A 23,481-nucleotide genomic window follows, 5' to 3' on the forward strand; every position below is an offset into this window, starting at 1 on the left:
CGGCGCCGCCCGCTCCCGCCTTCGTCCGCCCGTTCGTTCATGGATCACTTCTTCATCGGCCTCGTGCTGTGCTCCGCGCTGCTGCACGCCATCTGGAACGCGTTCCTCCACGTCAGCGAAGATCGGCTGGTCCAGCTCGGCACGATGTCGCTGCCGTATCTCGCGTTCGGCATCGCCGGCGCCGTGCTGCTGGCCGCGCCGGCGCCCGCCGCGTGGCCGTACGTCGTCGCGTCCGCCGTGCTCGAGGTCGCGTACTGCTTCACGCTGGCGCGCGCGTACCGCAACGGCGAATTCGGGCAGATCTATCCGATCGCGCGCGGGATCTCGCCGCTGCTCGTATCGGTCCTCGCGCTCGCGATGCTGCACGAACGGCCGACGCCGTTCGGCTTCGCCGGCATCGCGCTCGTGTCGTTCGGCATCATGTCGCTCGCGCTGCGGCGCGGCTTCCAGTTCTCCGGAGAAGGCGTGCCGTATGCGCTGCTCACCGGCGTGTTCATCGCCGCGTATTCGATCTGCGACGGGATCGGCTCGCGCGTGTCCGGCAGCGCGCTCGGCTATATCGCGTGGGTGTATCTGCTGTGGAGCGTGCCGCAGCTCGTGCTCGTCTGCGCGGTGCGCGGCGGCCCGCGCGCGGTGCTCGGCTCGCGCACCGCGCTCACGCAGGGCGCGATCGCCGGCACGATCTCGCTCGCCGCATACGGGATCGTGATCCTCGCGTATCGGCACCTGCCGGTCGCGACCGTGTCGGCGCTGCGCGAAACGAGCTCGATCTTCGCGGTCGCGATCGGCTGGTTCGTGATGCGCGAGCGGCCCGGTGCGCAGCGGCTCGCCGCCTGCGCGCTGGTGGTCGCGGGCGCGGCGTTGATCCGGCTTTAAACAGCGGGCCAGCGGCCGCCGCTGACGCTGCCGGACGCGTCGAACCGGCTCCACGCGAATCCGCGAATCGGCGAACGTCTCGCGCGTCGCGGCACACGCCTGTTCCCCGCACCGCGGGCAGCACGATTCGGCCCGGCGGCGGCGCGGCTGTCCGTCCGCCTCACACCGCCGCCGCCACCTTGTCGAACGCCCGCTCGTCGATCGCCTCGGCAAGCGTCGCGAACGCGGTCGCGATCTCGTCTTCCGGCACGCACGCATAGCCGAGCAGCAAACCCGATGCGGCACGCTCGCGATCCGCGTAGTACCCGGACAGCGGCCGCACCACGATGTTGCGTTCGAGCGCGGCCTGCGCGACCGCGCGATCGTCGACGCCGGCCGGCAATTGCGTGACGAGATGCAGCCCGGCGTCGCTGCCGAGCGCGTGCAGCGTATCGCCGTAGCGCCGCGCGACCGCGTCGAGCAGCACCTCGCGGCGTTGTCCGTACAGCGTGCGCATCTTGCGGATGTGCGACACGAAGTGCCCTTCCGCGATGAATTCGGCGAGCACGGCCTGCTGCAGCAGCTGCCCTTCGCGATACAGCTCGGCGCTCGCGGTCGCGAAACTTTCCGCGAGCGGCTCCGGCGCGACCAGATAGCCGACCCGCAGCCCCGGGAACAGCGTCTTGCCGAAACTGCCGACGTAGATCACCTGCCCGGCCGTGTCGAGCCCCTGCAGCGACGCGAGCGGCCGGCTGCCGTAGCGGAATTCGCTGTCGTAGTCGTCCTCGATGATCCAGCAGCCGTGCTGGCGCGCGTATTCGAGCAGCATCCGGCGCCGCGCGAGGCTCATCACCATCCCGAGCGGATACTGGTGCGACGGCGTGACGAGCATCAGCTTCGGCGGTTCGGCGAGATCGGCGGCCGACGGCGCGATGCCTTCGTCGTCGACCGGAATCGGCCGCGTGGTCAGCCCCGACACGTTGAGCACGCTGCGCACGCCCCAGTAGCACGGGTCCTCGGTCCAGATCGCGTCGCCCGGGTCGGTCAGCAGCCGCACCGCGAGGTCGATCGACTGGTGGATGCCGGTCGTGATCACGATCTGCTCGGGCGTGCAGCGCACCGAGCGCGACGTGCGCAGGTAGTCGGCCAGCGCCTCGCGCAGCAGCGCGAGCCCGCCGCCGGGCGCGTAGGTCAGCAGGTCGGGGCGCAGGCGTCGCCAGTACTTGTTGTGCAGCCGCGTCCACACACGCGCCGGAAATCGCGACACATCGGGCACGCCCGGCATGAACGCGCCGCCCTGGCGCTTCGACACGCCGGCGCCTTCGACGAGCCGCGTGCCGCGCGCGGACAGCCGCCGTACGGACGGCGTCACGACGGCCGGGCCTGCGCCCGCGTCGGGCGGCGCGCCGACGATCTCGTCCGGCGCGCTGTCGGCGACGAACGTGCCGCGCCCCGTCGCCGAGTTCACATAGCCTTCGAGCGCCAGCTGTTCGTAAACCTGCGTGACCGTGTTGCGCGCGATCCCGAGCTCGGCGGCCAGCAGCCGCGACGACGGCACACGCGTGCCGGCCGGCAGCTCGCGCGACAGGATCGCCTGTTGCAGCAGCCGGTGAAGCTGCCGGTAGATCGGCTGTTCGCCGCCGCGCACGAGGCGCTGCGCCAGCCAGTCCGACAACACGCTCGCGCGCATGATTGGCTCCTGAATATTTATTGAAATGGCTCTGATTGCCAGAGCCAAATGTGATTATAGTCGCCTCCATGGGTTGCCAAGGCGCCCGATTTCCTACCCACCGGACAGAACATCAAGGAGATGACCGTGAAGAATGCCGACCTGCAGGCCCGCAAGAACGCCGCCACCCCGCGCGGCGTCGGCGTGATGTGCGATTTCTACGCCGCCCGCGCCGAGAACGCGGAGCTGTGGGATGTCGAAGGCCGCCGCTTCATCGATTTCGCCGCCGGCATCGCGGTGCTGAACACGGGCCACCGCCACCCGAAGATCGTCAAGGCGATCGCGGATCAACTGAACAGCTTCACGCACACCGCTTACCAGATCGTCCCGTACGCGTCGTACGTCGAGCTGGCGGAAAAGATCAACGAACGCGCGCCGGGCGACTTCCCGAAGAAGACCGCGTTCTTCACGACCGGCGCCGAAGCCGTCGAGAACGCGGTCAAGATCGCGCGTGCGGCGACCGGCCGTCCGGGCGTGATCGCATTCTCGGGCGGCTTCCACGGCCGCACGATGATGGGCATGGCGCTGACCGGCAAGGTCGCCCCGTACAAGCTGAACTTCGGCCCGTTCCCGGGCGACGTGTTCCACGCGCCGTACCCGAACGCACTGCACGGCGTGACGACGGCCGACTCGATCAAGGCGATCGAGATGCTGTTCAAGGCCGACATCGATCCGAAGCGCGTCGCCGCGATCATCTTCGAACCGGTCCAGGGCGAAGGCGGCTTCAACCCGGCGCCGGCCGAATTCGTGCGCGCGCTGCGCAAGATCTGTAACGAACACGGCATCCTGCTGATCGCCGACGAAGTGCAGACGGGCTTCGCACGTACCGGCAAGCTGTTCGCGATGCAGCACTACGACGTGCTGGCCGACCTGATCACGATGGCGAAGAGCCTCGCGGGCGGCATGCCGCTGTCGGGCGTCGTCGGCCGTGCGGACGTGATGGACGCGGCCGCCCCGGGCGGCCTCGGCGGCACCTACGCGGGCAACCCGCTGGCGGTCGCGTCGGCGCACGCGGTGCTCGAGATCATCGACGAAGAGAAGCTGTGCGAGCGCGCGACGCAACTCGGCGACGTGCTGAAGGCGAAGCTGAACGCGCTGCAGGCCGACGTGCCGCAGATCGCCGACGTGCGCGGCCCGGGCGCGATGATCGCGGTCGAATTCCTGAAGCCGGGTTCGGGCGAGCCGGATGCCGAATTCACGAAGCGCGTGCAGGCGCGTGCGCTCGAGCGCGGCCTGCTGCTGCTCGTGTGCGGCGTGTACTCGAACGTCGTGCGCTTCCTGTTCCCGCTGACGATCCCGCAAGCCGTGTTCGACGAAGCGCTCGTGATCCTCGAGGAAGTGCTGAAGGAAACGGTCGGCGTGCCGGCCTGAGTTCCCGTCCGCTGCAACTGAATGCGCCGCCGCCGTCGTGAAGACGGCGGCGGCCGTTTTCATCCGTCCTTTTCGAAGCAGGTGATTCATATGAGCACTGTTCAGGAAACCCTGGCACTGAAAGATCCGTCGCTGTTCCGCCAGCAGGCGTACGTCAACGGCGAATGGCAAGGCGCGACGAACGGCGAGACGTTCGACGTCCGCAACCCGGCCACCGGCGGCCTGCTCGGCACCGTGCCGGCGATGGGCGCGGCCGAGACACGTCACGCGATCGACGCCGCGAACGCCGCCTGGCCGGCATGGCGCAAGAAGACCGCGAAGGAGCGTGCGGTCATCCTGCGCAAGTGGCACGACCTGATGATGGAAAACGCCGACGACCTCGCGCTGATCCTGACGACCGAGCAAGGCAAGTCGCTGGCCGAAGCGAAGGGCGAGATCGGCTACGCGGCGTCGTTCCTCGAATGGTTCGCCGAGGAAGGCAAGCGCGTGTACGGCGACACGATCCCGACGCCGGCGAGCGACAAGCGCATCGTCGTGACGAAGGAAGCGATCGGCGTATGCGCGGCGATCACGCCGTGGAACTTCCCGGCGGCGATGATCACGCGCAAGGTCGGCCCGGCGCTCGCGGCCGGCTGCCCGATCGTCGTGAAGCCGGCCGAGGCCACGCCGTTCTCCGCGCTCGCGATGGCGGTGCTCGCCGAGCGCGCGGGCGTGCCGGCCGGCGTGTTCAGCGTCGTCACGGGCGACCCGAAGGCGATCGGCGGCGAACTGACGTCGAACCCGATCGTGCGCAAGCTGTCGTTCACGGGCTCGACGCCGGTCGGCCGCCTGCTGATGGCGCAATGCGCGGCGACGGTCAAGAAGGTGTCGCTGGAGCTCGGCGGCAACGCACCGTTCATCGTGTTCGACGACGCCGATCTCGATGCGGCCGTGCAGGGCGCGATCGCGTCGAAGTACCGCAACAGCGGCCAGACGTGCGTGTGCACGAACCGCTTCTACGTGCACGAAGCCGTATACGACCAGTTCGCGCAGAAGCTCGCGGCGGCCGTCGGCCAGCTGAAGGTCGGCCGCGGCACGGAGCCGGGCGTCACGCAGGGCCCGCTGATCAACGAAGCGGCCGTGCTGAAGGTCGAGGCGCACATCGAGGACGCGCTCGCGAAGGGCGCGACCGTCGTGACGGGCGGCAAGCGCCATGCGCTCGGCCACGGCTTCTTCGAGCCGACCGTGCTGACCGGCGTCACGCCGGCGATGAAGGTCGCGAAGGAAGAAACGTTCGGGCCGCTCGCGCCGCTGTTCAAGTTCGGCAGCGACGACGAAGTGATCCGCCTCGCGAACGACACCGAGTTCGGCCTCGCCGCGTACTTCTACAGCCGCGACATCGGTCGCGTGTGGAAGGTGGCCGAAGCGCTCGAATACGGGATGGTCGGCGTGAACACGGGCCTGATCTCGAACGAAGTCGCGCCGTTCGGCGGCGTCAAGCAGTCGGGCCTCGGCCGCGAAGGCTCGCACTACGGCATCGACGACTACGTCGTGATCAAGTACCTCTGCCTGGCCGTCTGACGGTTCGGGGCCGGTCGCTTCCCGGCGACAGGCCCTCGCCGCCCGGCCGGAACCGGGCGGCCCGACGCGGGCCGGCGCCTCTCCGTCGCGCCCGCGTCACCCTCCCTTCCCCGCGATCAGCGGAATACGTTCACCGCCTCGACCAGCCGCGTCGCCTGCTGCTTCAGGCTTTCCGACGCCGCCGTGCTCTGTTCGACGAGCGCCGCGTTCTGCTGCGTGATGTTGTCCAGGTGCACGACCGCCTGGTCGACCTGCGCGACACCCGTGCTCTGCTCGGCCGTCGACGAGCTGATCTCCGCGATCAGATCCGACACGCGCTTCACCTGCGTGACGATGTCCTCCATCGTCTTGCCCGCGCCATCGACGATCCGCGCACCCGACTCGACCCGCTCGACACTGGCGCCGATCAGCGTCTTGATCTCCTTCGCCGCGTTCGCGCTGCGCTGCGCGAGCGCCCGCACCTCGCCGGCGACCACCGCGAAACCGCGCCCCTGATCGCCAGCGCGCGCCGCCTCGACCGCCGCATTCAACGCGAGGATGTTGGTCTGGAACGCGATGCCGTCGATCACGCCGATGATGTCCGCGATCTTGCGCGAGCTGTCGGTGATGTCGTTCATCGTCGCGACGACTTCGTTCACCGCCTGCCCGCCGCGCCCGGCCGCCTCGCTCGCGGACACGGACAACTGATTCGCCTGCAACGCCGTCTCCGCATTGCTCGACACGGTCGCCGTCATCTCGGCCATCGACGCGGCCGTCTGCTGCACGCTGGTCGACGCCTGCTCGGTGCGTGCGCTCAGGTCGTTGTTGCCTTGCGCGATCTCGTTGCTCGCGCGTTGCACGTTCAGCACCTGTTCGCTGACGTCGTCGACGAGCCAGCGGAACATCAGCCCGAGCTGGTTGATCGTGCGCAGCGTCATGCCGATCTCGTCGACCCGGTTCATCCGCACGCCGCTGCGGCTCTCGCCGGTCGCCACGCGCAACGCCTCGTCGCGCAACTGTCGAAGCGGCCGCACGATCTGCGCGTCGAGCCACAGCCCGGCCGCCGCCGTCACGCCGATCGCCGCGCCGGCGAACGCCGCGAGCCCGCCGCCGGTCAACCCGCCCGCCCAGCCGGCGCCGATGACCGCCGGCGCGAGCACGCATAGCGTCGACACCAGCCGGGCGCGCACCGACATCGTCTGGAACAGCGACGCGACGCGCATCGCGCCCGTGCGCACGATCAATCCCTTGTGGAACCGGCGGCTGCCGGCCTTGCCTTCGCGGAAATCGCGATACAGCGCCTCGGCGGCCGCGATCTCGTCGCGCGTCGCCTTCGTGCGCACCGACATGTAGCCTTTCGGCTGCCCGTTACGCATCACCGGAATCGCGTTCGCGCGCACCCAGTAGTGATCGCCGTTCTTGCGGCGGTTCTTCACGAGCGCGGTCCACGGCTCGCCGCCCTTGAGCGTCGCCCACATGTCGGCGAACGCCTCCTTCGGCATATCCGGGTGACGCACCACGTTGTGCGGCTGGCCTTCGATTTCCTCGGGAGAAAAGCCGCTGACCTGGATGAACGCCGCGTTCGCGTACGTGATGTAGCTGTCGGCATCGGTCGTCGACATCAGCGTCGCATCGTCGGCAAATTCGAATTCGCGTTGCGTGACGGGCTGGTTGTTGCGCATGGTGTGGAGCTCCGGGTGGCGGATCTTGCGTCCGCTCGTCGATTGATTCGAGACTCCGCGCATGGCGATCGATTCGCATGCGTGTGAGTCGGGCTCCTGCACTTTCGGCACATTCGACGAAAACATTATGCCGTATTCGGGTAAATATGCATTAAATATGAATCAACTTGTTTTTACCGAATAATTTGTTCACGGATAAAACGCAACGCCTTGTCCGACAAAGGTTTTCCGGCCATTCGTCTGATTATTTCCCGTCGTGATTTCGGCCGTAATTGAATACACGAACAGTCAATTGGAAATAAGAATATTTCTCATTTTTCGCCGTTCGACCCAATCCTCAACCCTGGATAAGCGCTGGGGCGCGACATCCGGCATTCATCGATCGAACCCGCACGTCGCGCCCCCTTTCGGCATCACCTGAACACGTTCACCGCATCCACGAGCCGCGTCGCCTGCTGCTTCAGGCTCTCCGACGCCGCCGTGCTCTGTTCGACGAGCGCCGCGTTCTGCTGCGTGATGTTGTCCAGGTGCACGACCGCCTGGTCGACCTGCGCGACACCCGTACTTTGCTCGGCCGTCGACGAGCTGATCTCCGCAATCAGATCCGACACGCGCTTCACCTGCGTGACGATGTCCTCCATCGTCCGGCCCGCCTCGTCCACGCGCCGCGCACCCGACTCGACCCGCTCGACACTCGCGCCGATCAGCGTCTTGATTTCCTTCGCCGCGTTCGCGCTGCGCTGCGCGAGCGCACGCACCTCGCCGGCGACCACCGCGAAACCACGACCCTGTTCGCCCGCGCGCGCCGCCTCGACCGCCGCGTTCAGCGCGAGGATGTTGGTCTGGAACGCGATGCCGTCGATCACGCCGATGATGTCGGCAATCCTGCGCGAGCTGTCGGTGATCTCGCTCATCGTCGTGACGACCTCGCTGACCGCCTGCCCGCCGCGCTCGGCCGCCTCGCTCGCGGACACGGACAACTGATTCGCCTGCAGCGCCGTCTCCGCATTGCTCGACACGGTCGCCGTCATCTCGGCCATCGACGCGGCCGTTTCCTGCACGCTCGACGCGGCCTGCTCGGTGCGCGCGCTCAGGTCGTTGTTGCCCTGCGCGATCTCGTTGCTCGCGCGCTGCACGTTGTGCACCTGCTCGCTGACGTCGTCGACGAGCCAGCGGAACATCAGCCCGAGCTGGTTGATCGTGCGCAATGTCATGCCGATCTCGTCGACGCGATTCATCCGCACGCCGCGCCGGCTCTCGCCGGTCGCGACGTTCAGCGCCTGCTCGTGCAGCCGTTTCAACGGTTGCACGATCTGCGCGTCGAGCCACCAGCCGGCGGCCGCCGCCACGCCGACCGTCACGCCGGCAAACGCCGCGAGCCCGCCGCCGGCCAGCCCGCAGGCCCAGCCCGCGCCGACGACGGCCGGCGCCAGCACGCACAGTGCCGAATGCACGCGTGCGCGCACCGACATCGTCTGCGACAGCGATGCGAGCCGCAGCAGCCCGGTACGGATGACGAGCCCCTTGTGGAACCGCCGCCGGCCGGCCTTGCCTTCGCGAAACGCGCGATACAGCGCGTCCGCGGCCTGGGTCTCGTCGTGCGGCGCCTTCGTGCGCACCGACATGTAGCCTTGCGGCGCGCCGTTGCGCATCACCGGAATCGCGTTCGCGCGCACCCAGTAGTGATCGCCGTTCTTGCGGCGGTTCTTCACGAGCGCGGTCCAGGGTTCGCCGCGCCTGAGCGTCGCCCACATGTCGGCGAACGCCTCCTTCGGCATGTCCGGGTGACGCACCACGTTGTGCGGCTGGCCGACGAGCTCTTCGTTCGAGAACCCGCTCACCTGCGCGAACGTCGTGTTTGCGTAGGTGATGATGCTGTCGGCATCGGTGGTCGACATCAGCGTGACGTCGTCGGGAAAATCGAATTCCTGTTGGGTAACGGGCTGGTTGTTGCGCATGCAAGGCTCCGAAAGGCGGATCTGTCGTCCGCGCCGCGCTGAGGTCGCGCTCAGTAGCCGAAAAACGGTTGATCGCTTTACGACACTCTCGTCCTTACTGTCGGCAATTCATCGGAAAACCTTAATTCCGTTGCGCATAAAATGGGCAATCCAGCCATTGCCATGATTTCGATCAAATAATCCGGCGATAATCCCGACACGCGTTTATCAACTTGCCACAACGCTCGGCCCGATGCGCCAATGCCGGCATCCGTTGCGCGCGGCGAAACGATTTGACTTATCCTGCTCCATTCCACCTGAATTCGAATTCCATGAAAAAGGCATTGCACGAACTGAATCGGCTGTCCTGGAATACGGCGACGGTCGCGCACAACAGCCATAAAGGCGATCAGGCTGCATTTTTCCGCAATGGCGGCTCGACGCTGTTTCCGGAAGAACGCGAACTGCTCGGCGATCTCACCGGTCTGCGGCTCTTGCACCTGCAATGCAACGCGGGGCAGGACACGCTGAGCCTCGTGCGCGACGGCGCGGATGCAACCGGCGTCGACATCTCCGACGAGGCGATCGACTTCGCGCGGCGACTGTCGGCCGACGCGGGCCTGCCCGCCCGGTTCGAGCGCGCCGACGTACTCGACTGGATGCCCGAAGCCGCCGCGCGCGGCGAGCGCTTCGATCGCGTGTTCACGTCGTACGGCGCGATCTGCTGGCTGTCCGACCTGAGCGCATGGGCGCGCGGGATCGCCTCGCTGCTCGCACCGGGTGGCCGCTTCGCGATGATCGAGTTCCATCCGTTCTCACTGTATTTCGACGAACAGTGGCAACCGCGCTACGACTACTTCAAGAGCGACGCGACCGAGGAACCCGCGGGCGTCAGCGATTACGTCGCGGCGTCCGGCACGGGGCTCGGCGAGCAGCACGATCATCCGGGCATCGTCGGTTTCGCGAACCCGCATCCGAGCTACGAGTTCATGTGGGGCATCGGCGACGTGGTGAATGCGCTGATCTCGGCCGGGCTCGCGATCGACCGCCTGAACGAATATCCGTACGCGAACGGCTGGAAGGGCTTCGACGGCATGCGCGAGCTGGAGGGCCGCCGGATGGTGCCGCCCGAAGGCATGCCGCGCCTGCCGTTGATGTACGCAATCGCCGCGCAGCGGGCGGCCGCATGACGCGCCGCACCGCCGCCGAACGCGACGCGCTGTCGGCCCGCCTGCTGGCCCGCGACGACGTGCCGCTCGTGTGGACCATCGACCGCCGCGAAATCATCGAGCACCTGTACGTGCTGCGCGACGGCGCGCTGCATCTCGTGCCCGAGTTCTACGACGTGGCCGGCTGGCCCGACGGCGAAGCCGATCACTACACGCCGATCCTGCTCGACTGCCACGACCGCGGCGGCTGGTTTCTCGGCCGGTTCGACGGCACGCGGCTCGTCGCGGCCGTCGTCGTCGACAGCCGGCCGCTCGGCCCGCGGCGCGACATGCTGCAACTGAAATTCCTGCATGTGAGCCACGACTGGCGCGGCTGCGGGCTCGGCGTACAGCTCTATCGCGCGGCGCAGGTGCAGGCACGTGCAATGGGCGCCGAGCGCCTGTATGTGTCGGCCACGCCGTCGCGGCACACGATCGACTTCTACCTGCGGCTCGGCTTCACGGTCAGCATGGCGCCCGATCCCGAGCTTTACGCGCTCGAGCCCGAGGACATTCACCTCGAAGGGCCGACGGCCTGACGGCCCGGCACTGGAATGACGCGTAGAATTTTTCGCTCTGCCACAATCGCCATCAACCGTCACGGAGCGCGACATTGAACCACGAGCCGCCACCGCCCGCCCCGCCGAAGATCCTCGTCAGCATGTGCGTGGTCGGCCATCCGGTGCGTTACAACGGCGCGGCGAAGACCGCCGCGCACGAAGCGCTCGAACGCTGGCAACGCGAAGGGCGGCTCGTGGCCGTCTGCCCCGAACTCGCGGGCGGCCTCGGCGTGCCGCGCCCGCCTGCCGAGATCGCCGGCGGCGCATCGGGGCAGCAGGTGCTGTCGGGTCACGCACGTATCGTCGACGTGAACGGCACCGACGTGACGACCCCGTTCGTTGCCGGCGCGCAAACCGCGCTGGCCCTCGCGCAGGCGCACGATTGCCGCTTCGCGATCCTCGCCGACGGCAGCCCGTCGTGCGGCAGCACGTTCATTTACGACGGAAGTTTCGAGAGCCGGCGCCACGCGGGCGCCGGCGTCACGGCGGCGCTGCTGCGCGCGCATGGCATCGAGGTGTTCGCGGACACCGAGATCGACGCCCTCGACGCGCGGCTCAGGCAAGCGTCGCAGGCCGGTTAACGACGATGGGCGGCACGAGACACCTCGTGCCGCCCATCGTGGCGGAAACGGCGCAGCGGTCAAGCGGCGCGGATCCGGCCGCGCACCGCCCGCATCACCGCATTACGCCGCTCAGACGCGTTCGATCGCGATCGCGATGCCCTGGCCGACGCCGATGCACATCGTGCACAGCGCGAAGCGGCCGTTCGTGCGATGCAACTGGTACATCGCGGTCGTCACGAGGCGCGCGCCCGATGCGCCGAGCGGGTGGCCGAGCGCGATCGCGCCGCCGTTCGGATTCACGCGCGGATCGTCATCGGCGACGCCGAGCATGCGCAGCACCGCGAGACCTTGCGACGCGAACGCTTCGTTCAGCTCGATCACGTCGAACTGGTCGATCGTCATCCCGAGCCGCGCGAGCAGCTTCTGCGTGGCCGGCGCCGGACCGATGCCCATCACGCGCGGCGCGACGCCGGCCGTCGCGATCCCCAGCACGCGGGCGCGCGGCGTCAGGCCGAAGCGCTTCGCGGTTGCCTCGTTCGCCAGCAGCAGCGCGGCGGCGCCGTCATTGACGCCCGACGCGTTGCCGGCCGTCACCGAGCCGTCCGGGCGCACGACGCCCTTCAGCTTCGCGAGCGCTTCGAGCGACGTCTCGCGCGGATGCTCGTCGCGCGACACGATCACCGGATCGCCCTTCTTCTGAGCAATCGTGACCGACACGATTTCTTCGGCCAGCGTGCCGTCCTGCTGCGCCCGCGCGGCCTTCTGCTGGCTGCGCAGCGCGAACAGGTCCTGATCCGCGCGGCTGACGTTGTAGTCGACCGCGACGTTCTCGGCGGTTTCCGGCATCGAATCGACGCCGTGCAGCTGTTTCATCAACGGATTGACGAAGCGCCAGCCGATCGTCGTGTCGTAGATGTCGGCCTGGCGCGCGAACGCGCTCGCGGCCTTGCCCATCACGAACGGCGCGCGCGTCATGCTCTCGACGCCGCCCGCGACCATCAGCGCGGCTTCGCCCGACTTGATCGCGCGCGCGGCCACGCCGACCGCGTCCATCCCGGAACCGCACAGGCGGTTGATCGTCGAACCCGGCACGCCCTCCGGCAAACCCGCCAGCAGCGCCGACATGCGTGCCACGTTACGGTTGTCCTCGCCGGCCTGGTTCGCGCAGCCGTAGATCACGTCGTCGATCGCCGTCCAGTCGACGTCGCGGTTGCGCTCGACGAGCGCCTTGAGCGGCACCGCGCCCAGATCGTCGGCGCGCACGCCGGACAGTGCACCACCGTAACGCCCGATCGGCGTACGGATCGCATCACACAGAAAAGCTTCGGTCATCAGTGTCTCCGGTCCCGTGAAGGGCTGGGAAATGAACAGGGCGCGCCCCTTGCATTGCCCGCCGGGATGCGCTTAAATGTTCTACATACGAACATAAGATCGTGTATCGAACGTTCAACGCATCATAGGGAGTGCGGGGACGACCTGTCAAGGGCACGGTCGGCCTGGCGGTTGGCGTGTCGGGCCCCATGCGCTATCTTCTCGGCTGCACGACATTCCAGGCGCTCATGACAACCGACGATATTCAGACGAAACCCGGCGACTCCTATGTACAGTCGTTCGCGCGCGGCCTCGCGGTGATCCGCGCGTTCGACGCGGCACGCCCGGAACAGACGCTCACCGAGGTCGCATCGGCCACCGGCCTCACGCGCGCGGGCGCGCGCCGGATCCTGCTCACGCTGCAGACGCTCGGCTACGTCGAGGCCGACGGCCGGCTGTTCCGGCTCACGCCGAAGATCCTCGAACTCGGCTTCGCGTATCTCACGTCGATGCCGTTCTGGAATCTCGCCGATCCGGTGATGGAGCAACTGTCCGCGCAGATCCACGAAAGCTGCTCGGCCGCGGTGCTCGACCGCACCGAGATCGTCTACGTACTGCGCGTGCCGACCCGCAAGATCATGACGATCAACCTGTCGATCGGCAGCCGGCTGCCTGCATACTGCACGTCGATGGGCCGCGTGCTGCTGTCCGCGCTCGACGATGCGACGCTCGACGACACGCTCGCGCAGAGCGCCATCCGCGCGCACACGCCGCGCACGATCACCGACATCGGCGAACTGAAGGCGGCGATCGCGCAGGTGCGCCAGCAGGGCTGGGCCGTGGTCGACCAGGAACTCGAAGTGGGGCTGATGTCGCTGTCCGCGCCGATCCGCAACCGGCGCGGGCAGGTCATCGCCGCGATGAACATCAGCGGCAACGCGCAGCGGCATACCGCGAAGCAGATGGTGAAGGAGTTTCTCGGGCCGCTGCAGCAGGCCGCGCAGACGGTATCGGAGCTGGTGGCGCGACGTGGCTGAGCACCCTGCCCGATCGTCGTATCCGTGACACGACAAGTCACCGAACAAAAAAAGACGGGCGGCACAGGCCGCCCGCTCAAACTCTGATCTCTGCAACGTTCTTCTCACGGAACACGGAGCGCACTCCGCGTCGCACAATTTAGTAACGCGCTCGAACACGGTCAATCTGACGAGAACGAAATTGCATCGCGTCGGCAGGCCACCGCCTCGTTCACGCGCCCAGCAGCATCCCCTTTCGCACCGGCACCGTGCCCGTCACGCGGCCGAGCGGCGCGCCGGCCGTCACGAAGCGGATCGCGCGGCGCATGTAGAACACGCCATCGGTCGCGCTCGAGATCGTCGTGACCGCATCCGTCAGCGGATCGACGATGTCGAACAGCGGATCGCCCGCACGGATCGTCGCGCCGATCGCCGCGCGGTGCACGAGGATCCCGCTCACCGGCGCATAAAACTGCTCGCTGCCCGCGAGCGGCGTGGCCGGCGCGGCCAGCGGCGGCAGCGGCGCGCGTTCGCCGCGCACCGCGCCGCACCACACCAGATAGTCGACGAGCGCGTCGGCGTCGCGTTGCGCATATTCGTACGTCACGTCGCGCTGGCCCCGACACTCGACCGTCACGGCCACGGTGCCGGCCGCCATCGGCGTGCCGTCCGGCAAATACGCGCGCAACCGTGACCACAGCAGATGATGGGCATCGTCGAACGCATGGCCGCCCGAATCCTCGGCGAGCAGCGACACCTCGGCGCCGAGATAACGCGCGAGCGGCTCGACCTCCGGCCACGCGGTATCGCTCGTGTAGACGTGCATCACCGCTTCGAGCGAGCAATGCAGGTCGATCACGACGTCGGCGTCGTGCGACAGCTTCAGCAGCGCCAGTTGCAGCGCATCGAATTCGGTGCGCGGCGCGATTTCGTCGAGCGCCGCGCCGACGCATTCGCGCACGATCGCGCGATTGCGCGCGCCGTCGTCGCCCAGCCGGTCGCGCGCACGCGCGGCGATCTCCGCGAGCGGCAGGAAGCCGCGATTGAAGTTGCGGCCGCTCGCGAGATCGAACCGGCCGATGAACTGCCCGAGCAGATGATGATTGAGGCCGACCGGGTTCGACACCGGCACGAGCACGATTTCGGCCGCGAGCCGCCCTTCGGCGTCGAGCTGCGCGAGGCGCTGCTTGAGCACGACCGCCGCGAGCATCGCGGGTGTCTCGTCCGCGTGCAGCGCGGCCTGCAGGTAGATCTTGCGGCCGCTGTCGGCCGGCCCGAAATGAAAGCTCGTCAGCGTGCGTTGCGTGCCGATCGACGGCGACAGGAGCGGCGTGGTGCGAATCTGCATCGAGGGTCTCGAATGGATGAAAGCAGGGAATCGGGGCAACGGGCCGGCACGGCGCTCAGTCGCCGTACGGGTTGAAATCGAAATACTGCTTCGCGATCCGGTTGTACGTGCCGTCCTTCAGCATCGACGCGATCGCGCCGTCGATCGACGCCTTCAGCGCGGTATCGGACTGCCGCATGCCGATGCCGACGCCGCGATCGCCCATGTCGAGCGGCGCGCCGACGAATGCGAAACCCTTGCCGCGCGGCTGGCGCAGGAACCCGTAATCGGCTTCCACGGTGCCGAGCAGCGCCGCGTCCAGGCGGCCGTTGACGAGATCGGCGAACACGTCGTCCTGGCTCTTGTACGGCACCACGCCGACGCCGGCCGGCGCCCAGTGCGCGAGCGCCCACGATTCGAATTGCGTGCCGGACTGCACGCCGACGCGCTTGCCGGCCAGCGACGCCGCCGTGCCGTCGAGCCCGCTGCCGGGCCGCGCGACGAGCCGCGACTTGAAGCGGAACAGCTTCGACGAGAACAGGATCTGCTTCTCGCGCTTCGCGGTGATCGCCATCGACGACAGGATCGCGTCGATCTTGCGCGCCTGCAACGCGGGGATCATCCCGGAGAATTCGAGCTCGACCCACTGGCAGCGCAACTGCGCGCGGCGGCAGATTTCGTTGCCGAGATCGACGTCGAAGCCCTTCAGGCTGCCGTCGGGCGCCTTCGCGTCCATCGGCGGATACGTCGGGTCGATGCCGAGCCGCACCACGGGCGCGTCGAGCGCGGACGCGGACGTGGCAGCCAGGCCAATGCACAGGGGAACGAGCGGGGCAAGGAAACGTTTCATGGTCGACGATAGGCAGGAAAAGGAACGAACGGCATGAGCCGGACTGCCTGCGATCGTAGAAGCCCGCGGCCAGCGCCGGAACCATCGGCTGACTTATCATGATCGGTATTTCCGATCACCCGCCTCGCTGCTTCCCATGGCGTTCACGCTGTCCCAGCTCCGCATCTTCCAGGCCGTCGTCGAGCACGGCAGCCTGCGCGCGGCCGCCCGCGCGCTCGATCTCGCGCAAAGCGGCGTCACGCAGCAACTGCAGGGCCTCGAGGCAACGCTCGGCGCGACGCTGTTCACGCGTACCAACCGCGGAATCGTGCCGACGGCCGTCGGCCAGCGGCTGCTCGCGCGGTCCGGTTCGATCCTCGGCGAATGCGAGCAGGTCGAGCGGGAAATCCGTCAGTTGAGCGGCGCCTACGAAGGCACGGTCACGCTCGGCCTCGTGACCGAGCCGCTGATCGACGCGTTCGCGCCGGTGCTGACCGCGTTCCGCGCGCGCTTCGACAAGGTGGACGTGCACCTGCGCACCGGCACGTCGCGGATGATGATCGGCTGGCTGCGCGAAAGCGCGGTCGATTTCGCGATCGCGCTGGTCGCGAAGCAGACCGACACGACCGATCTCGCGGTCACGCCGCTGCGCACGTCGGCGCCGGTGGTCGTGTGCCGCAACGGGCACCCGGCGATGCATGCGCAATCGCTCGCCGAGCTGGCCGCCTATGGATGGGTGTCCACGCGCTCGCCGAACCTGAGCGCCGACCCGGTCGTCAACCGGCTGCTGGCGTACTTCGACGCGCACGGCCAGCCGCCGCCGAAGATTCTCGCGACCGTCGAGGGGATGTTCGAGACGCTGCAGATTGTCACGCAGACCGATTCGCTCGCGCTCGAAACCGAAGCGATCACGCGGCACGGGCCGTTCGCCGGCGCGCTCGCGAAGATATCGGTGCGCGAACGGGCCGACGCGCAGGACGTGTGCCTGCTGCAGCGCGCGGCCGTGCCGCTGACGCCGGCCGCGCAGGAACTCGCGACGATGCTCGCGTCGTATCTGAGGGTCGTGCGCGGGCGGTAAGCGCATCGGGCCGCGTCGCGGCCCGCATCGCGCCTCGCACGTCAGTCCAGCGATTCCCGCGCCGTCTCGCGCAGCATCGCGACCGCGACCAGCGACAGCACCACGCACGCGGCCACGTAGCCGGCCGGCGCGAGCTTGCTGCCGGTCGTCTTCACGAGCCAGGTCGCGATCAGCTGCGCGGTGCCGCCGAAGATCGTCACCGCGAGCGCATACGCGATCGAGATCCCCGTCGCGCGCACGTGGCGCGGCAGCGACTCGCACATCAGCGCCATTTCCGATGCGGAGCCGAGCGAATAGAACAGCAGCATCAGCGCGGTCAGCGGCAGGATCACCGACAGCGTCGGATGATGGTTCATCAGCCAGAACGCCGGAAACAGCAGCGCGACCAGCACGCCGCGGCCGACGAAGATCGGCAGGCGGCGGCTGCCGAGCCGGTCCGACAGCCAGCCGAACAGCGGACACGTGACCAGCATCACGCAGCCCGACGCGACGCCGACGAACATCGACAGCTTCATCGGCAGCCCGAGCGTGTGGATCGCGTAGGTCGGCATGTAGAAGGTCAGGATGTAGGTCGACACCGTGCCGCCCATCACCGTGAGCATCAGCAGCAACACCGTGCGCGTGTGCTTCGAGAACAGTTCGTGCAGCACGCCGCGCTCGATGCCGTGATGGTGGTCGCCGGGCGCATCGTCCGCGAGCCGGCGACGCAAAAACATCCCGACTGGCGCGATCAGCACGCCGACGAGAAACGGCAGCCGCCAGCCCCAACCTTCCAGCGCATCCTTCGTCATCGTGTTCGACAGCAGCGCTGCGAAGCCCGAGCCCATCAGCGCGGCGCCGCCCTGCGTCGCGAGCTGCCAGCTCGCGCGGAACGCGCGGCGCGACGTGCCGCCCTGTTCGAGCAGCGTCGACGTCGCCGCGCCGAATTCGCCGCCCTGTGAGAAACCCTGCAGCAAGCGCGCGAACACGACGAGCAGCGGCGCGGCGACGCCCACCTGCGCATAGGTCGGCGCGATCGCGATCAGGCCGGTGCCGAGCGCCATCAGCATGATCGTCAGGTTCAGCGCGGCCTTGCGCCCCTTGCGGTCCGCGTAGACGCCGAGCACGACGCTGCCGAGCGGCCGCGTGAAGAAGCCGGCGGCGAACGTCGCGACCGACAGCAGCAGCGACGTGGTCGGGTCGCTCGACGGGAAGAACAGCTTGCCGATCAGCACCGCGAAGAAGCCGTACACGGTGAAATCGAAGAATTCCAGCCAGTTGCCGATCACGGCCGCGGCGATCGCGCCGCGCCGCGTGACGGCAGGCGCGCCGGGCGCACCGGCTTCGGCAGCGCCCGTCGACGCGGGGTGCAGCGCGAGATGGTCCTTCTGCATCGCTATCCTCTCCTGTCAATGCGGCCGGAAGCGCCGGCCGCGCGCCGCCGCCGCGATCACTGTCCGAGGTAACGCTCGACGAGGCGCGTCCAGAACGCCGCGCCGATCGGCAGGTTGCGATCGTTGAAGTCGTATTTCGGGTTGTGCACCATGCAGCCGTCCTCGCCTTCGCCGTTGCCGAGCCGCACGAACGAGCCCGGCCGCTGCTGCAGCATGAACGCGAAATCCTCGCTGCCCATCAGCAGGTCGGCCTGCTCGACCACGTGCGCATCGCCGACGAGTTCGCGCGCGACCTGCGCGGCGAAATCCGTTTCGGCATCCGTATTGACGACGACCGGATAGCCTTCGATGTACTCGACGTTGGCAGTCGCACCGTAGCTCGCGGCCTGCGTTTCGGCCAGCTCGGTGATGCGGCGCTTGAGCAGCGCGCGCACGTCGGGGCTGAACGAACGCACGCTGAGCTCGAGGCGCGCACCGTTCGGAATCACGTTGTTCGCGGTGCCCGCGTGCATCGAGCCGACCGTGACGACCGCCGGCTGCGACGGGTCGACGTTGCGCGCGACGATCGTCTGCAGCGCCATCACGATGCTCGCCGCGACGACGACCGGATCGACCGTGAGGTGCGGCCGCGCCGCGTGGCCGCCGACGCCTTCGATCGTGATGATCGCCTTGTCGCCCGCCGACATGAACGGGCCGCGCCGCGTGAGGAACACGCCGGGCGCCGCGCCCGGATGGTTGTGCATGCCGAACACGGCGTCGCACGGGAAGCGCTCGAACAGGCCGTCGTCGATCATCTTCTTCGCGCCGCTGTCGACGCCGTGCTCTTCCGCCGGCTGGAAATACAGGTGCACGGTGCCCGAGAAGTGGCGCGTCTTCGCGAGATGCTGGGCGGCGCCGAGCAGCATCGTCGTGTGGCCGTCGTGGCCGCATGCGTGCATCTTGCCGTGCGTGCCGCTCGCATACGGCAGGCCGGTCGCCTCGACGATCGGCAGCGCGTCCATGTCCGCACGAATGCCGATGCTGCGCGCGCCGTCGCCCACCCGCAGCGTACCGACGACGCCCGTCTTGCCGACCCCGCGCGTCACCTGCCAGCCCCACTGCTCGAGCTTGTCCGCGACGAGCGCGGCCGTGTCGTGCTCTTCGTACGCGAGTTCGGGATGGTGATGGATGTGGTGACGGATCTCGCGCAGCCCGCCGGCGGCGGGCATCAGATCCTCGACTTCGGTGAAGCGGCTAGCGGTGGTCATCAAGGGGCTCCTGCCGTTTGTCTGCGCACGCCGCGGATGCGTGCGGGAAAGCGAGCCACTATAGCGAGCCGATATCGGTTCAATAAGATGCGGAATTTTTCACCGTGATAAGTGTTTTTAATCAGGGTTAATACGGGGCTTCGGTCCGGCTCGCGTCGCTTTCGATGAGATGCGAATTCAGGCTTCCGATGCAGCACCCGTCACGCCACGCCGAATCTCGCGTCGGCATTGCCGGCACTTCAAGCCTCGGATGCCGACGTGACCAACATGTCGATCAAGTTGCGGGACGCGGCCGACAGGCGGCGATGCGGCGCATAGACGACCGAAAACGGCCGTGTGCGCCCGCGCAGATGGGGCAACACTTCGACGAGATGTCCGGCCCGGATCCGGTCCTGAACGATGAAGTCGTAGGTCTGGCAAATCCCGGCGCCGCTCTGCGCCATCGACACGACACCGAGCACATCGTCGGACACCGCGACGTTCGAAGCCGGCAGCCAATCGATGTCCCGATCGCCGTCGCGGAATACCCAGGGCGCGATACGGCCGCTGCTGGGCAGCATGAACGGCAAACAAAGATGGTGCTCCAGATCGCCCACGCTTCCGGGCGTGCCGGCGTGCGCGACGTACTCGGGCGACGCGACCAGGCACAGTGCCGCATCCTCGAGCTTGCGCGCGACCACGCCGCTGTCCGGCAATTCGCCCAGACGGATCGCCAGGTCGAAACCCTCGGCCACGAGATCCACGTTCCGGTTCGCGATGTTCAACTCCACGCGAACGTGCGGGTGCTCCCGCGTGAACCGCCGAAGCAGCGGCGGCAGACGATAGTGCCCGTACGTCGTGGGTACGCTCAGCCGGACATGGCCGGTCAAGGTACCGCCGTGCCCCTGAATGGCCCGCTCGGCGTCATCGATCAGCAGGAACGCCGCGCGCGATTGCTCCAGATAGAGCCGGCCGTGCTCCGTCAGGCTCAACCGCCGCGTGGAGCGACGCAGCAACTGCGTGCCCAGCCGGGCTTCCAGGCGTGTGATGGCCCGGCTCAACACGGACGGCGTGCTGCCCAATGCCACCGCGCCGGCAGTCATCGAGCCTTTTTCGACCACCGTCACGAATGCTTCCACGTCACCGAGATGGTCGAATTTGCGTGCCATCTTGTCCTCCAAAGAACAAAAGCTTTACTTTTCCGCCAGTTTATCTCCGTGAACGAGCCAAATAAAGTGCGTGCGTCGTGACTGCATCGTCGAGTCACCCATTGAAATCCAGGAGCACAGCATGAATGGCGACCATCGCGACCGACAGGATCTGTCGGTTCTATTCGTACTCACGAGCCACGCAAGGAAAGGTTCGACCGGCGAGCCGACCGGTTTCTATCTCGGCGAAGTGACGCATCCGCTGGCCGAACTCGACGCGGCCGGCATTCCCGTCGAATTCGCATCGATTCAGGGCGGCGAACCGCCCGTCGACGGGCTCGATCTCGATGACGAAATCAACGCCCAGTACTGGAGCGATGCCGCGTTCCGAGACGCACTGCGCCACACGCAGCGGCTCGGCGACGTCGACGCGTCGAAATATGCGGCGGTCTTCTTTGCCGGCGGTCATGGCGCAATGTGGGATTTTCCCCGCAACGCCGACGTGGAGAAGGTGACGCGCACGATCTATGAAGCGGGTGGCGTGGTCGGTGCCGTATGTCACGGCCCGGCCGCACTGGTCGACGTGAAGTTCGACGACGGTACCTATCTCGTCGCCGGCAAGAATCTGAGCGCATTCACGGACGAAGAAGAACGGGCGGTCCAGCTCGATCGCGTGGTCCCCTTCCTGCTCGCGAGTACGTTGAAGCAGCGTGGCGCACTTCACGATCCCGCACCGAACTGGACCGCGAAGGTCGTCGTCGACGGACGGCTCGTGACCGGCCAGAACCCGCAGTCGGCTTCCGGCGTGGGCGCCGCGATGCGTCATCTGTTGCTCACCCGTTCACGACAAGCCTGAAACTTCCCGATGGAGAAAGCGATGTATTCGATGCGCAAGCTCGCCGTTGCGGCAATCCTCGGCATTGCCGCATACGGCGCCCACGCTGCCAACGTGCTTGTGGTGTTGTCGGATTCCGACCACCTCGACCTGAAGGACGGCAAGGTCTTCGCGACGGGCTTCTACCTGAACGAGCTGATGCAGCCCGTGAAGGCGCTGCTCGATGCCGGCCACCAGGTGACCTTCGCGACGCCGGAGGGCAAGGCGCCGACGCTGGACGTCACGTCGGCCGACAAGATGTACTTCAACGGCGACGAAAACGCGATGCGCGACTACCGCGCGTTGCTCGACCGGCTGCAAATCACGTCGCGCGCGCACTCCCCGGTGATCAGCCTGTCGCGGGTGGAGCAGATCGGTTACGCGCACTTCGATGCCGTCTATGTTCCCGGCGGCCATGCGCCGATGCAGGACCTGTTGACCAGTGCCGCCGTCGGCAGATTGCTGGCCGACTTTCACGCGCGCGGCAAGACCACGGCGCTCGTTTGCCACGGCCCGATTGCGCTGCTGTCGGCCCTGCCCGATGCGCCGGGCTTCACGCGAAAGCTCGCGGCGGGAAACGCGGGCGACGGCGACATGAAATGGATCTACGCCGGTTACCGGATGACGGTGATCAGCAACGCGGAAGAAGAGCAAGCCAAAGGGCTGCTCGGCGGCGGCGCGATGAAGTTCTATCCGCAGATCGCATTGCAACGCGCGGGTGGCGTTTATAGCAGCAACGAGGTGCCGTTTACCGCGCACATGGTGACCGATCGCGAATTGATCACCGGACAGAATCCGGCGTCGGCGCTGGACGTCGCCGGCGAAATGCTGAAGCGGCTCAAGTAATGCCGTGCAACGGACCGGCCGTGCTGGTTCCTCGATGAGTAAAGTAAAGGAGAAGTAAACCGTGGATCTGCAACTTGAAGGAAAAACCGCGATCGTCACCGGCGCCACCGCCGGCATCGGGATGGCGATCGCGCGAACATTGGCATCGGAAGGCGTCGCGGTCACGATCACAGGGCGGCAACGAGACAAGCTCGACGCAGCCGTCGCCGAGCTCTCTGCTGCCGCGCCGCGCGGCAGCGTACGCGGAATCGTCGCCGACGTAAGCGGCGAGCGAGGCGTCGCGGCACTGATCGATGCCCAGCCGGACACGGATATTCTCGTGAACAATCTCGGCTACTACGAAGCGAAGCCGTTCGCGGAAATCACCGATGACGACTGGCTGCGAATGATCGACGTCAACGTGATGTCGGGTGTCAGGCTGTCACGGCATTACTTTCCTCGCATGCTTGCGAAGAACTGGGGGCGTGTAATCTTCATGTCCAGCGAAGTCGGTGCGTTCACGCCGCCGGACATGGTGCACTACGGTGTCAGCAAATCGGCCCAACTCGCGGTCTCGCGCGGCATGGCCGAACTGACGAAGGGAACCGGCGTGACCGTCAACAGCGTACTGCCGTCCGCCACGCGATCCGAAGGCATCGTCGCGTATCTTCGGCAAACCGCGCCTCGGCCCGATATGACCGATGCGGAAATCGAATCGCACTTCTTCGGCACGTATCGTCCAAGCTCGCTGATCGCCCGCATGATCGAGGCCGACGAGATTGCCGCGATGGTGGCGCTGCTTGCCAGTCCTTTGGGCGCGGCATCCAATGGCGCCGCGGTGCGCGTCGAGGGCGGCACCTACCGGTCGATTCTCTGAGCCGCAGGCCGCTTGTGGGCGCAGATGCCTGCGGCGCCGTCGACACGCGCGTCTGGCCGGATACCGCGCGACGCGGTCGGCGGTAGCCGCCGCCGAGCAGCCGCTGGCTCCATCCGCCTTCAAACATATCCCCCGATTGCGGACGACATCGTT

Annotated in this window: 20 protein-coding genes; 11 read left to right on the forward strand and 9 right to left on the reverse strand. The window is 67.4% G+C overall.

Going from position 1 to position 23,481, the window contains the following annotated elements:
* Positions 1-39: 39 nt before the first annotated feature.
* The gene (locus tag H0X95_RS25790) at positions 40-876 is read left to right on the forward strand and encodes a DMT family transporter (RefSeq protein WP_059722085.1); all 837 of its coding nucleotides are present in this window, start codon (positions 40-42) and stop codon (positions 874-876) included.
* Positions 877-1,036: 160 nt separating this feature from the next.
* Here the strand turns inward: H0X95_RS25790 and pdxR are convergent, their stop codons facing one another.
* Positions 1,037-2,545, reverse strand: a complete 1,509-nt coding sequence (pdxR, locus tag H0X95_RS25795; protein ID WP_006494228.1) for a MocR-like pyridoxine biosynthesis transcription factor PdxR — start codon at positions 2,543-2,545, stop codon at positions 1,037-1,039.
* A gap of 126 nt (positions 2,546-2,671) precedes the next feature.
* On the opposite strand from pdxR, the gene H0X95_RS25800 reads away from it, so the two are divergent.
* Positions 2,672-3,955, forward strand: coding sequence for a 4-aminobutyrate--2-oxoglutarate transaminase (locus H0X95_RS25800; protein ID WP_125331517.1), 1,284 nt, complete (start codon positions 2,672-2,674; stop codon positions 3,953-3,955).
* Between the two features lie 90 nt (positions 3,956-4,045).
* Positions 4,046-5,515, forward strand: a complete 1,470-nt coding sequence (gene gabD / locus H0X95_RS25805) for an NADP-dependent succinate-semialdehyde dehydrogenase (protein WP_012493582.1) — start codon at positions 4,046-4,048, stop codon at positions 5,513-5,515.
* Positions 5,516-5,631: 116 nt separating this feature from the next.
* On the opposite strand, the gene H0X95_RS25810 is transcribed toward gabD, so the two are convergent.
* Together H0X95_RS25810 and H0X95_RS25815 are read right to left on the reverse strand one after the other, a co-directional pair.
* Positions 5,632-7,176: a methyl-accepting chemotaxis protein gene (locus tag H0X95_RS25810; RefSeq protein ID WP_006494226.1), complete on the reverse strand. Its 1,545-nt coding sequence runs from the start codon at positions 7,174-7,176 to the stop codon at positions 5,632-5,634.
* 413 nt (positions 7,177-7,589) lie between these two features.
* Positions 7,590-9,134, reverse strand: a complete 1,545-nt coding sequence (locus H0X95_RS25815; protein WP_034203239.1) for a methyl-accepting chemotaxis protein — start codon at positions 9,132-9,134, stop codon at positions 7,590-7,592.
* A 311-nt stretch (positions 9,135-9,445) separates the two neighbouring features.
* Here H0X95_RS25815 and H0X95_RS25820 point away from each other — a divergent pair, with 311 nt between their 5' ends.
* The 3 genes from H0X95_RS25820 to H0X95_RS25830 all read left to right on the forward strand — a co-directional run bounded on the left by H0X95_RS25820 (position 9,446) and on the right by H0X95_RS25830 (position 11,462).
* Complete coding sequence (locus H0X95_RS25820) at positions 9,446-10,303, forward strand: class I SAM-dependent methyltransferase (RefSeq protein WP_059722087.1); 858 nt, start codon at positions 9,446-9,448, stop codon at positions 10,301-10,303.
* Positions 10,300-10,860 carry a GNAT family N-acetyltransferase gene (locus H0X95_RS25825; protein ID WP_006482619.1) on the forward strand — a complete coding sequence of 187 codons (561 nt, stop codon included), beginning with the start codon at positions 10,300-10,302 and terminating at the stop codon, positions 10,858-10,860. Before H0X95_RS25820 ends, H0X95_RS25825 begins: the two co-directional genes overlap by 4 nt.
* Before the next feature lie 122 nt (positions 10,861-10,982).
* Complete coding sequence (locus H0X95_RS25830; RefSeq protein WP_422614077.1) at positions 10,983-11,462, forward strand: DUF523 domain-containing protein; 480 nt, start codon at positions 10,983-10,985, stop codon at positions 11,460-11,462.
* Between the two features lie 111 nt (positions 11,463-11,573).
* Here the strand turns inward: H0X95_RS25830 and pcaF are convergent, their stop codons facing one another.
* On the reverse strand, positions 11,574-12,776 hold the full coding sequence (gene pcaF, locus H0X95_RS25835) for a 3-oxoadipyl-CoA thiolase (RefSeq protein WP_006494221.1): 1,203 nt from the start codon (positions 12,774-12,776) through the stop codon (positions 11,574-11,576).
* Between the two features lie 227 nt (positions 12,777-13,003).
* Here pcaF and H0X95_RS25840 point away from each other — a divergent pair, with 227 nt between their 5' ends.
* Positions 13,004-13,792 carry an IclR family transcriptional regulator gene (locus tag H0X95_RS25840; protein ID WP_006482577.1) on the forward strand — a complete coding sequence of 263 codons (789 nt, stop codon included), beginning with the start codon at positions 13,004-13,006 and terminating at the stop codon, positions 13,790-13,792.
* Between the two features lie 211 nt (positions 13,793-14,003).
* Here H0X95_RS25840 and H0X95_RS25845 read toward each other — a convergent pair whose 3' ends face one another.
* Both H0X95_RS25845 and H0X95_RS25850 read right to left on the reverse strand, forming a co-directional pair.
* Complete coding sequence (locus H0X95_RS25845; protein ID WP_048987652.1) at positions 14,004-15,119, reverse strand: succinylglutamate desuccinylase/aspartoacylase family protein; 1,116 nt, start codon at positions 15,117-15,119, stop codon at positions 14,004-14,006.
* Positions 15,120-15,174: 55 nt separating this feature from the next.
* A complete protein-coding gene (locus H0X95_RS25850; RefSeq protein ID WP_059722089.1) occupies positions 15,175-15,948 on the reverse strand; it encodes a transporter substrate-binding domain-containing protein in 774 nt (257 codons plus the stop codon).
* A gap of 136 nt (positions 15,949-16,084) precedes the next feature.
* Here H0X95_RS25850 and H0X95_RS25855 point away from each other — a divergent pair, with 136 nt between their 5' ends.
* A complete protein-coding gene (locus H0X95_RS25855) occupies positions 16,085-17,005 on the forward strand; it encodes a LysR family transcriptional regulator (RefSeq protein WP_034203234.1) in 921 nt (306 codons plus the stop codon).
* 41 nt (positions 17,006-17,046) lie between these two features.
* On the opposite strand, the gene H0X95_RS25860 is transcribed toward H0X95_RS25855, so the two are convergent.
* The 3 genes from H0X95_RS25860 to H0X95_RS25870 all read right to left on the reverse strand — a co-directional run bounded on the left by H0X95_RS25860 (position 17,047) and on the right by H0X95_RS25870 (position 20,773).
* Positions 17,047-18,378 (reverse strand): MFS transporter, encoded by a 1,332-nt coding sequence (locus tag H0X95_RS25860; protein ID WP_006494217.1) that lies wholly within the window; start codon positions 18,376-18,378, stop codon positions 17,047-17,049.
* Positions 18,379-18,434: 56 nt separating this feature from the next.
* Complete coding sequence (locus H0X95_RS25865) at positions 18,435-19,625, reverse strand: M20 aminoacylase family protein (RefSeq protein ID WP_059722091.1); 1,191 nt, start codon at positions 19,623-19,625, stop codon at positions 18,435-18,437.
* A gap of 239 nt (positions 19,626-19,864) precedes the next feature.
* Positions 19,865-20,773 carry a LysR family transcriptional regulator gene (locus tag H0X95_RS25870; protein ID WP_059722092.1) on the reverse strand — a complete coding sequence of 303 codons (909 nt, stop codon included), beginning with the start codon at positions 20,771-20,773 and terminating at the stop codon, positions 19,865-19,867.
* Between the two features lie 121 nt (positions 20,774-20,894).
* Between H0X95_RS25870 and H0X95_RS25875 the strand changes: the two genes are divergently transcribed.
* The 3 genes from H0X95_RS25875 to H0X95_RS25885 all read left to right on the forward strand — a co-directional run bounded on the left by H0X95_RS25875 (position 20,895) and on the right by H0X95_RS25885 (position 23,328).
* Positions 20,895-21,608 carry a type 1 glutamine amidotransferase domain-containing protein gene (locus tag H0X95_RS25875; RefSeq protein ID WP_059722094.1) on the forward strand — a complete coding sequence of 238 codons (714 nt, stop codon included), beginning with the start codon at positions 20,895-20,897 and terminating at the stop codon, positions 21,606-21,608.
* Between the two features lie 9 nt (positions 21,609-21,617).
* Complete coding sequence (locus H0X95_RS25880; protein WP_226245369.1) at positions 21,618-22,472, forward strand: type 1 glutamine amidotransferase domain-containing protein; 855 nt, start codon at positions 21,618-21,620, stop codon at positions 22,470-22,472.
* Between the two features lie 61 nt (positions 22,473-22,533).
* Positions 22,534-23,328, forward strand: a complete 795-nt coding sequence (locus H0X95_RS25885) for an SDR family NAD(P)-dependent oxidoreductase (protein ID WP_048987665.1) — start codon at positions 22,534-22,536, stop codon at positions 23,326-23,328.
* Positions 23,329-23,481: the final 153 nt, after the last annotated feature.

Source organism: Burkholderia sp. 9779_493, assembly GCF_015712215.1.
GTDB lineage: Bacteria > Pseudomonadota > Gammaproteobacteria > Burkholderiales > Burkholderiaceae > Burkholderia > Burkholderia cenocepacia.

Bases quoted from the DNA above. Each gene is read 5' to 3' on its own strand.
- H0X95_RS25790 (WP_059722085.1), top strand. From the start codon at position 40: ATGGATCACTTCTTCATCGGCCTCGTGCTGTGCTCCGCGCTGCTGCAC.
- pdxR (WP_006494228.1), bottom strand. From the start codon at position 2,545: ATGCGCGCGAGCGTGTTGTCGGACTGGCTGGCGCAGCGCCTCGTGCGC.
- gabD (WP_012493582.1), top strand. From the start codon at position 4,046: ATGAGCACTGTTCAGGAAACCCTGGCACTGAAAGATCCGTCGCTGTTC.
- H0X95_RS25810 (WP_006494226.1), bottom strand. From the start codon at position 7,176: ATGCGCAACAACCAGCCCGTCACGCAACGCGAATTCGAATTTGCCGAC.
- H0X95_RS25815 (WP_034203239.1), bottom strand. From the start codon at position 9,134: ATGCGCAACAACCAGCCCGTTACCCAACAGGAATTCGATTTTCCCGAC.
- H0X95_RS25820 (WP_059722087.1), top strand. From the start codon at position 9,446: ATGAAAAAGGCATTGCACGAACTGAATCGGCTGTCCTGGAATACGGCG.
- H0X95_RS25825 (WP_006482619.1), top strand. From the start codon at position 10,300: ATGACGCGCCGCACCGCCGCCGAACGCGACGCGCTGTCGGCCCGCCTG.
- H0X95_RS25830 (WP_422614077.1), top strand. From the start codon at position 10,983: ATGTGCGTGGTCGGCCATCCGGTGCGTTACAACGGCGCGGCGAAGACC.
- pcaF (WP_006494221.1), bottom strand. From the start codon at position 12,776: ATGACCGAAGCTTTTCTGTGTGATGCGATCCGTACGCCGATCGGGCGT.
- H0X95_RS25840 (WP_006482577.1), top strand. From the start codon at position 13,004: ATGACAACCGACGATATTCAGACGAAACCCGGCGACTCCTATGTACAG.
- H0X95_RS25845 (WP_048987652.1), bottom strand. From the start codon at position 15,119: ATGCAGATTCGCACCACGCCGCTCCTGTCGCCGTCGATCGGCACGCAA.
- H0X95_RS25850 (WP_059722089.1), bottom strand. From the start codon at position 15,948: ATGAAACGTTTCCTTGCCCCGCTCGTTCCCCTGTGCATTGGCCTGGCT.
- H0X95_RS25855 (WP_034203234.1), top strand. From the start codon at position 16,085: ATGGCGTTCACGCTGTCCCAGCTCCGCATCTTCCAGGCCGTCGTCGAG.
- H0X95_RS25860 (WP_006494217.1), bottom strand. From the start codon at position 18,378: ATGCAGAAGGACCATCTCGCGCTGCACCCCGCGTCGACGGGCGCTGCC.
- H0X95_RS25865 (WP_059722091.1), bottom strand. From the start codon at position 19,625: ATGACCACCGCTAGCCGCTTCACCGAAGTCGAGGATCTGATGCCCGCC.
- H0X95_RS25870 (WP_059722092.1), bottom strand. From the start codon at position 20,773: ATGGCACGCAAATTCGACCATCTCGGTGACGTGGAAGCATTCGTGACG.
- H0X95_RS25875 (WP_059722094.1), top strand. From the start codon at position 20,895: ATGAATGGCGACCATCGCGACCGACAGGATCTGTCGGTTCTATTCGTA.
- H0X95_RS25880 (WP_226245369.1), top strand. From the start codon at position 21,618: ATGGAGAAAGCGATGTATTCGATGCGCAAGCTCGCCGTTGCGGCAATC.